This window comes from Geoanaerobacter pelophilus, from assembly GCF_018476885.1.
Taxonomy (GTDB): domain Bacteria; phylum Desulfobacterota; class Desulfuromonadia; order Geobacterales; family DSM-12255; genus Geoanaerobacter; species Geoanaerobacter pelophilus.
Map to the genome: position 1 here is coordinate 1 of NZ_JAHCVJ010000017.1, position 10,074 is coordinate 10,074.

2 protein-coding genes are annotated in these 10,074 nt (G+C 59.1%); both read right to left on the minus strand.

What is annotated here, in order from left to right; genetic code table 11:
• On the minus strand, window positions 1-6,329 hold a 6,329-nt coding region (locus KI809_RS20240; RefSeq protein WP_214173422.1), incomplete at its 3' end, for a CxxxxCH/CxxCH domain c-type cytochrome.
• A gap of 14 nt (window positions 6,330-6,343) precedes the next feature.
• The coding region (locus KI809_RS20245) for a CxxxxCH/CxxCH domain c-type cytochrome (protein WP_214173423.1) at window positions 6,344-10,074 on the minus strand (3,731 nt) is incomplete at its 5' end.

Genomic DNA, 10,074 nt, shown 5'->3' on the forward strand with positions numbered 1-10,074 from the left:
GCCTCCCAGTGACACTGGTAGCAGAGTTCGTTGGAGAGCGTTGCTCCCTGGATATGGTGCGATTGGGCCGCAAAGTGGTTGACAACATCGACGCGGGTCCCTTGAACCTTGGCATGGCAGCTTAGGCAGCTGCCACCTTCGACAGTGCCGTTGATGTGCAGGGACGGATTGTTGAGGGTGCCGTCGCTGTTGAAGTGTTTGTGGCATTCATAACAGGAAACGGTGGCAGCTTTGTTGTTGTGCGTTGCAGTGGCAGGCGGGTTGCCATGGCAGCTGCCGCAATTGAGGGCGGCAGTCTGGGTCCAGGTCAGGGTGTTACCGGCGCCATGGCACCGGGTGTTGCTGCAGGTCCCAGCCACCTTGTTCCAGTTCAAGGTCCCGGCAGTTAAGTTGCCCGAGACGTTAACGAACCCGTTGGCGTGCCGTGTCAAGTCGCGCAGCGTGGTGTTGCCGGTGGCAACGGCATTGTGGCAAGCTGCACAGGTCAGTACAGCCAGGGTTGTGGTCTTGAGATGCCTGGTGTGGGCCCCGGACCACTTGAAGCTGCTGTCAGTGGCCTTGTTATGGCAGGCGCCGCAGCTGCCGGTCTTGGCACTGGTCCAGGTGACAGTGGCGCTGATCGGCGCTGGATCGAGGCTGTTGCCGGACCAGTGGCAGCTGTTCTGGCCGCAGCTGCCACCAGTGGTGTACTTGAAGCCGCGACTGTCGCGAGCGGAATAGGTTCCGAAGCTGTAGGTGCCCTCGGCTATGCTGATGTCTGCCAGGTTGCCGTTGTTCTCGTGGTTGGTGATGGCCTTGCCGTGGCAGTTCTTGCAGGCAAAGGCATAGGCAGTGGCCAGGTGGCGGTTGCTGCCAGTGTAGTGGGTAAAGACCGTGGCGCTGTTGTAGTGGATGACATGCCCCGCTGTGGTGCCCACAGAAAGCAGACCGGCATTGCTGGCCCCATGGCAGGAGTTGCAGTTGCCACCACTGCGGTAGGCCAAGCCGTCGTAGCTGCTGTCGGCGTCATGCTTGTGGCAGTCGGTACACAGAGTCGTTGTATTGTGGGTGCCGTCCGTGCCGGTAGCGGTGAAGTGAACCATCTTGTTCGGATCAGTCGCCTTCTGGTCGTGGCAAACGTTGCAGATCGTGTTGAACGGCGCCGTCGTCCGGCCGAAATCAGTCGCAGCAGCCCTGGCAATGAACCGTACCGAGGTGGCGGCAGTAAATGTCACTGGTACGCCGGTCGTAGCATCGGAGGCCTTGGCCGGCCTCTTCTGCACCATGGCAATCGGGCCGCTGTTGCTGCTGGTCCGATCACCGTGGGCATCGTGACAATCCCAGCAGAACTGACCGCCGTTCAACGTGGCGGAATGCTTGTTGTAGTAATGATATTTGTTTACCCGCTTGCGGGCGGACTTGGTCGAGTAAGCACTGAACGGTTCGACCCCCTTGGCACCGATCGCATGACAGGCAAGGCAGACACCGTTCTTGCCGTATTTCGGGTCATTGAAGTTTCTGAGACGCATCGGGTTGGCAGCATTACCGTGAGGCACGGCATCATATTCATGGCAATAGAGGCACTGGTCGCCATTAGCCCCGGCAACGCGAGCCGCGGTGGAAAACCCGGCGAAAGGGTTGCCGGTGCCGTCGTAGCTGCCGGACTGCCTGCCGTGGCCGGAGTAGCTCCATTCCGCCCGGCTGATCATCGCCATGGCGCTATTTTTGAAAGTGTAATTGACCGTGTCGTTGCTGGCAAAATGGCAGTCCCCGCACTTGTTGGTGCCCCCCCAGACAAAGACCTTGCTCAGGTTGCCGCCATGGCAATTGACATTGCTGCAGGTGGTCTTGGTAGTAGGAGGACTGGTTGTGGCGACGGCAGTAAAGGTATTGGCCTTGCCGATAAATGTCTGGCTGGTGTTGGCAACCACGTTGTAATTCTTGTTCACATGGTTACGTACCGTGGAGATCACGGTGCTGTTGTTCCGGTAGACAACGGTCTGGCTGTGACACCAGTCGCAAGTGAATCCCCAGAAAACCGCATGTTTGGGATGGCTGTTCGCTTTATTCTTGTAACCGTTGGCATAGTCGGGACCGGTCGGATAGCTGGTATGGCAGCTACCGCAATGGATCTGGGCCTGCGATTGGTCCCACTTGATCCAGGAGGTGGAATAGTCAGTGAAACTAAAGGCCTTGCTGTGGCAGTAGCCGTTCTTGCACTGGTTGTTGGCCGGGTCCCAGCGGAAAGCAGCTGACCCAACCGTGCTGCTGGCGGAGATATTGCGGAAGCCGTTCGGATGCCGGATGAACCCTCCGGTTGTCTTGATGGCGGTGTTGCTCGTTGCGGTCGAGGCGTGGCAGGCAGTACAGGTTACCAAGGTATTGTTTGTGGTCGTGTTGTAGCTGCCGATGGTGCCGCCGTTGCCATAGGAAATCGCATGGATGTCGTGCGGTTTGGTCCAGGTGGTCGTAGCCGGGTCGTCGCTCGACTTGTTGTGGCAATTACCGCAACTTGAGGTCACCTTTGCCCAGTACATTGTCGCTTTAGGTGGCCCGCCCCGTCCGTCCGAGTGGCAGTAAGTGTCACAGGTAGTCCCCTGCGAAAAGAAGTATCCAGCCGCATCCTCCCTGATCCCTTCGGTGCCGCGGGTAGCCTTTTCGGAGCGGCTGGCCCCTGACGGCACCGTGAACGGCAGCTTGATCTCGATCTCTGCCGCAGAACCGTTGGCCGCAGCCGGGCCGTTCAGATGGTTGACAGTCTCTGTCCCTTTGCCAGGGTGACAGACCCCGCACCGGAAGATATTAGCGGAATTGCTGGAGGCGTTGTCGTTGTTCCAGCCATTGGCTGCAGTTACACGAGTGGTGGAATTGTAATGTTTGACATGACTTGAAGAAAGGCCGAAGGCAGCGGTTCTGCTCGCTTCGTGGCAGGTGCCGCAGGTCTGCAGGGTCGTGGTCGTCCAGAGTGTCGGGCGCTCGCCATGACACCAGGTCATACTGCAAGTGTTGGTGCTCTTGGTCCAGCTGCCGGAGAAGTTCCCCATCTTCAGAAAGGAAACGTCCAGCTGTTTATTGATATGCTTGACATTAGTGCCGTTGTAGATCGAATGGCCGTCACTGGCAACAGTGTTGGAATGACATTCGTTGCAGGTTGCCGGCTTGTGCGGAATGTTGGCGCTGTAAGTGGTGCCGTACAGATGGTTGGTATGGCGACCGCTGGAAACCGTCGAGTTATTGCCGAAAATACCTTTGTGACAGTAATCGCACTGAATGGTCCCTTCATCGGCACCTGACATGGCGTTCCAGGTCTTGGGCGGGTTCTTGAACACCCCGGCACCGTTGGAATGACAGTAGGTGACGCATTTCTGGGCCGGATTATAGGCCAGAGCTCCAGTCGTGGACGCCTTGGCACCCCAGGCGACACTGGCAGTGCCATCGATATGATATTTGATTCCGGAGTAGTTTTTTAGGGCAGCGTCATTGGTTGCTGCCACGGTCTTGTAGTGACATTCGCTGCAGCGGAAGTCGAAGCCGTAGTATGGGCCACTTGTGTTATTGATATGGGCCGAGTGCCCTTTGGTTTCTATCGGCGGGACTGCAGATGCATTTCCGCCATGGCAGCCAGTGCAGGTAGTGGGAAAGGTCTCGGTCCAGAGCGGGGTTTTACCGCTGCCGTGACAGCGGATGTTGCTACATCGGCCGATAGCGTTATCCCAGCGGAAGGCCCCGGCCACGCTGTTTCCGGACAGGTTAACAAAGCCGTTGGGGTGCTTGCGCCGGTCACTGACCACCGTGTTGCTCGATGCCGACGGCGCATGGCAGGCATTGCAGGTGATGCTGCTCGATATGGCGGTCTTGACATGTTTGGTATGCGCTCCGGACCACTTGAACACCGTGTCGTCAGACTTGTTGTGACAGGCCCCGCAACTCAGGGTGCCATTCCAGGTGAAGGTAGTCAGGACCGGCGCCCCACCCTTGCCGTCGGAGTGGCAATAGGTGGTGCAGGTGGTGCCGCTGGAATACTGATAGCCCCGGCTGTCCTGAAGTATGGGAGTGACCCCGGGGGTGACGCTGTTGGCAATCCGGGCGCTGCTCCTTACGGCGAACGGCAGCCGCAGGCCAAGCTCGGCAGCCCGCCCATTGCTGTTGTCAGCCGGGCCATTCAAGTGGGTAACCGTCGGATTGCCGGGGTGGCAGACCCCACACATGAAGACATTGGCGCTGGTGATAGAACCGTTGCTATTGCCCCACCCCACTTCGCTGGTGTTGGCAGGAGCGGTGGCACTGTTGTAGTGTTTGACATGAGCCGCCGATAGGCCGCTGGCGGCGTTACTGGCGTAGTGGCAGCTCCCGCAGTTATTGAGCGTGGTGGTGGTCCACCTCGGGTTGTTGGTCGCATGGCACCAGGTGGCGCTGCAGCGGGTAGTGCTCTTGGTCCAGGTGCCGGAGAAGTTGGCCATCTTCAGGAAGCTGACGTCAAGGGTCCGGTTAATATGCATGCTGGTAATGCCGGTGCCGTAGATCGAGATACCGTTCTCGGCCACGGTCATGGAGTGGCAGTCGTTGCAGGTCGCCGGCCGGTGCGGCAGCGGCCCGGCATTGATATGGTTGCGGTGCCGGCTGCTCGATACTGCGGCAAACTCTCCGGCCAGGCCGCCGTGACAGTAGTTGCAGCTGATTGTCCCCATGTCCGCCTCGGTCATGACGTTCCACCCCTTGGGCGGGGTCTTGTAAACCCCGGCGCCGTTGGAGTGGCAGTAGACGTTGGCGCAACTGCCGGTGTAATCAAGACCACCGTTGGACCTGGTGCCCCAATTGACATCCGGTGCCTTATTGACATGAAGCGTACTGCTCGTAATCGTCCGGTCGCTGCCGTCTACCATGCTGGCGTGGCATTCGTTGCATCTGAAGTTAAACCCAGTGAAGTGCAGGCTGCTGTTGTTGATATGCGCCCGGTGTCCTTTGCTTGTCATCGGGGCTGCTGAGGCAGCATTGCCACCATGACACCCCACACAGCCGCTAAAACCGCTGTTGTCACCCCAGGTCGGCGCAGTGGTTATGTTTTCTCCGCCAGCCAGGCCGTTGCTGTGACAATAGAGATTGGCGCATTGGCCAAAGCTGTCGCTCGGCCCCAGGTCGTTGGTCCCGCCAGAGGAAAAACCCCGGTAGGTCGCGGCTGTACCAATGCGGCTGTCGCTGCTGTTGAGCCGCCATTCCACTGAACCGTTCACATGGCTGTTACTGGTCACACGGTGACAAGTACTGCAGAGCATGGCGTAGCTGCCGGCGGCATTCCCCGCATGTCTAACATGGGAGCCGGTAGCGGGCACGGTTGCCGCGGTGGTACCGTGACAGGCGCCGCAGGCGTCTTGACTCCCGTCAACAATCATCCAGGCCGGTGCCGCAACAGTCCCGCCGGTAAGAGGTGCCTTGGACGAGGTGCCGCCGCCGTGGCAGTAGAGATTGGCGCACAGGTTGGCACTGGCGTAGCTGCCCGCCGACGGCAGGATAGCTGTGCCGGGGCTACTGGAAACGAATCGGCTGCTGCCGATAGCAGAGTAACCGAGGTATGCGCCCGAGGTTACCTTGCCACCATAGCCGTTGAACCCCATCTGGATTGTATTGCTGACTGCCGGCATGGTATTTCCGGAATGGCAGGTAGTGCATCCCAGCTTCCGGTCGGTCACATGCGCCGCATGGCTGCCGGATGAGGAGAGATCGGTCGCATTGGTCGGTCTGGGGTTGTTGGCGAAACCGTTCGGCCCGCCAAGGGTGTTGACCGTTGGCGGATTACCGTGGCAGTTTTCGCAACTAGCCCGGAAACCGGTCTTATGGGAGTGGCAGTTGGTACAGGCATCTTTCGGGTTCGGGTGATTCAAACCGCCGTAATTGTTGCCGCTGCTGTAATTGTGGTATTTGGTCCTGCTGTGACAGACCTGGCAGACCCGGTTCGAGCGGTTGTGCCTGCTGCTGTCGTCTCCCATGCCGGTGGCATTGACATAAACGACGGTGACCGTATCCGCCCCGTTGGGGAGCAGGTCGCCGTCCATCGAATTGATGGTTCGGGCGATATTTTTGGCATTGGCGCTATTGTTCGGCTCATGGCAGGTGGCGCAGGTGAATCTGCCGTACTTGCCCCCGTCGATCCCCCAACCCTGCGGCCATTTTCCGGAATTGAGATCCGTGCTGTTATGCATCAACCGGGCGGCATTGACCGTTACCGGCAACATGATCATCACCAGGGCAAGGAAGAGCAATTTCCCGGTTACCCGCATCGTTTTCCTCCGGATCTCAGTGCTGAAGCTATGTTTCATGGCGGATTCACCCTTGCAGAAGATTTTGTGTCCCATCGCGAGCCCCACCCTCAGTCGTCATAATGACAGCTGGCACATTCGACCTGGTTCGAGCCCCAGGTCACCGGTCTGTTGAAGTGGCAGGCCGTGGCGCAGCTCTTGGTGACAGGATCCCAGCTGGAGTTCCCGAGATTCATATAATCATACGATCCTGCTGCCTTGTAGGCACCGAACCGTTCCCAACCTGCGGCGACCGTCGGGTTGGCCAGCTGGGCCTTGCTCATGATGGCAACACTCGGGAATCCAACATCCTTGTAACCATTGATGTGGCGCCTGGCATCGACGATCAGGCCGGGCTGCAACCTGGTGGGAGTCGAGTCCGAATGGCAGTTGGCACATTTGAAAATGCTCGACTTTCCGGCCATGGCGTGGGTGTCGATCTGGGTCGAGCTCACGACCCCGTCATGGCAGAGATTACAGCTGAATGTGGAGGCCATCAAGGCGTTGCCGTGGGCCTTGTTGCCGTTCGACGAGAAGCCGAGGAAGCCGTTGGCGTTGTTGCCGATGTAGGTATTGGCGAAATGGAAACCGATCATATGGCCCGCCTCGGTTGGCTGGCGCCTGCCATTGTTCCCCTGGTTGCTCTGGGCGACGTAGTGCGACTGGCCGGCATACTGTGGCGGATTGTCGTGGCAAACGCCACAGCGGTTTGCAGTCCTGGTGCCGGCGTACCAGTTGGGGGTTGCCCGGAAATCGGTCGGTGCAAGGGTTTGCGACCTGCCGTTGCTGTGACAGTAAGCCAGTTTGCAGCTGATGCTCGCCCCGGTGGTCCCTTCGATGCCGCTCCCGGTAATATTGAGCCCGTCTGCCGTGGCAAGATTGAGCCGGTTGAGGAAGCCAGCACCAAGCTTGTCGCGGTTGAGGCTCAGGTCGATCCGGCCGTTCCGGTGATTGCCCTCTTCCACGGAGGGGTGGCAGTTGGCGCAGCCGATCCGGTAGGTCGTCAGGTCGGACCGGTTGGCGGTATAGGCGTAGAAGGTCACGAGCCCGTCGCTGATCAGGTTGCCGATATGGATGCTATGGAATCCCGGCTTGCTGGTCAGGTTGCCGTGGCAGAGGATGCAGCCGGCGGACGAGGCATCGCCCCACTTCGGTTCGGCACCGCTATGACAGGAAGTGTTGGTGCAGGTGCGGTTCTGGTAGTCGTAGCTGCCATTGCCGGACTTGGACTGATTAAAGACGACGTTGATGCCGCCGCTCAAGTGCAGGCTGCCGGTCTTGGTGGCGAGACCGTCGGTGGTGACCGTATCGGTATGGCAGTAATCGCAGGCTGCGGCGTTCTTGAAAGGGAGCTTGGTGGTATGCGACCGGTGGCTGTTGGCGCGGAACAGGCCGGCTCCTTCATTGGCATAGTTCGGTTCCCCGGCGTTGCTGGTGAATGCCGGGGTGACGTCGTTGCCGTGGCAACCGGCGCAATCGGCATAGACAGCTGCCGATTTCCAGCCGTTGGTCGGATCGAACGGTACGTTCTGTTTCCCCTTGCCGTCGCTGTGGCAGTAGCTGTTGGCGCAACTGCCGGTGATAGCACTGTACTGACCGGCCCGGGTGCCGGAGTAGTCACCCATCACACCGTTGATATGCACCTCCGGATTGCTGATCGTGAGATTATCGCTGTTCATGGTCTTGGCATGGCACTCGAAACAGCCGATGGCTGTGCCAAGCGACGGGTTGGAGACAGTCGAGAGGTGTGCCCCGTGCTTTCCGGTGGTTAATGACGATGAATCACTGGCGTGACAACCGTTGCAGTCAAGCGTGTCTCCCCAGACAGCATCCTTGTTGAAATGGCAGTTTATGGTGCTGCAGGTCCTGCTGTCACCGGTCCAGCCAAAGGAAGCGGTGCCCCCCTGCTTCACGTCCAGGGTGCTGTTGATATGCTTCACACTTCCGGCGCTGATCCCGTTACCGGCAACAGTCACGGTCTCGCTATGGCAAACAACGCAGGTTGCTGCCCCGGCCCCCCCCACATGCTTCTGGTGGCTGTTGGCCCGGCTAACGCCACGGCCGCCATTGAAATAGTTCGGTTCGCCGGCGACACTGGAGAAATGGCCGAGGGTCGCATCGTTGCCATGGCAACCAGTACAATCAGGATATGCTGCCGCGGAGTTCCAGCCGTTTCCTTCAGTGAATGGGACGTTTTGCCGTCCTTTGCCGTCGCTGTGGCAGTAGCTGTTGCTGCAGACTCCTGAAGCGAAGCTGTAGGTCCCGGCCCTCAGCCCCGAATAATCCCCCAATACCGAGTTGATATGGACCGCTTGATCGACAATGCCCCTATTACGGTCAACCGTCTTGGCATGACATTCAAAGCAGCCGATCTCGGTGCCGAGCGATGGATTGGCCGTTGTTGAGATATGGGCCGAGTGTTTCTTGCTGGACAGGGTCAGGGCATCGCCGCCGTGGCAGGTGTTACAGCCGACGCTGCCGGCATCGCCCCATTTCGGCACTGAGCCGCTGTGACAGGAGGTGTTGTTGCAGGTGCGATTCTGGTAGTCGTAATTCCCGCTCCCTGCCTTGGCCTGGTTGAAGACGACATTGATCCCGCCGCTCAGGTGCAGGCCACCGGACTTGGCAGCCAGACCATCGGAGGTGACCGTGTCGGTATGGCAGTAATCGCAGGCCGCGGCGCTCTTGAGAGCAAGCTTGGTGGTGTGGGTGAAATGGCTGTTACTGCGGATCAACCCGGCCCCTTCGTTGCTATAGTTGGGTTCTCCGGCGCTGCTGGAGAATGCGGGGTCGGAATCGTTGCCGTGGCACCCTTTGCAGTCCGGAATTGTGAATGCTGACCTCCAGCCGTTGCTAGCGTCAAACGGTACGTTATATCTCCCCTTGCCGTCGCTGTGACAGTAAACATTGGCGCATGCCCCGGTAGCGTTGCTGTATTGGCCGGCTTTTGTTCCCGAATAATCGGCAAAGCCGTTGGCATGGAAGACTGGGCCGCTAATGGTGCTGTTGCTGCTGACGGTCTTGGCATGACAGTCTGGACAGCTGCGTGCCGTGCCGAGCGACATGTTGAATGTCGTACTGAGATGCGCGGTATGCTTGTTGGTGGTGAGTGTTGCGACATCCACCCCATGGCAGGAGTTACAGTCAAGGGTCTGGCCCCAGGTGGCGTTCTTGTTGAAGTGGCAGGCAATACCAGAGCAGCTCTTGTCGGTCTGGTTCCAGACAAAGTCGGCAATTCCGCCCTTCTTGATGTCGATCTGCCGGTTGGTGTGCTTCAGGCTGCCGCTCAGGATACTGAACCCGGTCAGAGTTACGTCACTGTGGCACGATACGCAGGTCCCAGGACCGGCATCGCTGTGTTTCCGGTGGCTGTTGGCCCGGATGCTGCCGATCCCTTCGTTTTGGTAGTTCGGTTCGCCGGCTACGCTGGAGAAGTGTCCGAGGGTCGCATCGTTGCCGTGACAGCCGTTGCAGCCCAGCGTTGCCCCGGATTTCCAGCCGGTGGCCAGGGTGAACGGAGCATTGCGCCTTCCCTTGCCGTCGCTGTGGCAGTAAGTGGCGCTGCAGGAACCTGTAACTCTATCATAACTGGTGCTGCTCCCGGCCCTGTTGCCGGAGTAGTCGTAGTAGCTATTGCCGTGCAACGCCGCATTGGCAAAGGTCCGCTCATCTGAGGTTATGGTGAGGGCGTGACATTCGCTGCAGTTGTAGTTGCTGCCGATCAAAGGGTTGTTGATGTGGGCACCATGCTTGCCGGAGGCTATTGCCAGCGAGCTTCCGGCGTTGTTGCCGTGACAGCCGG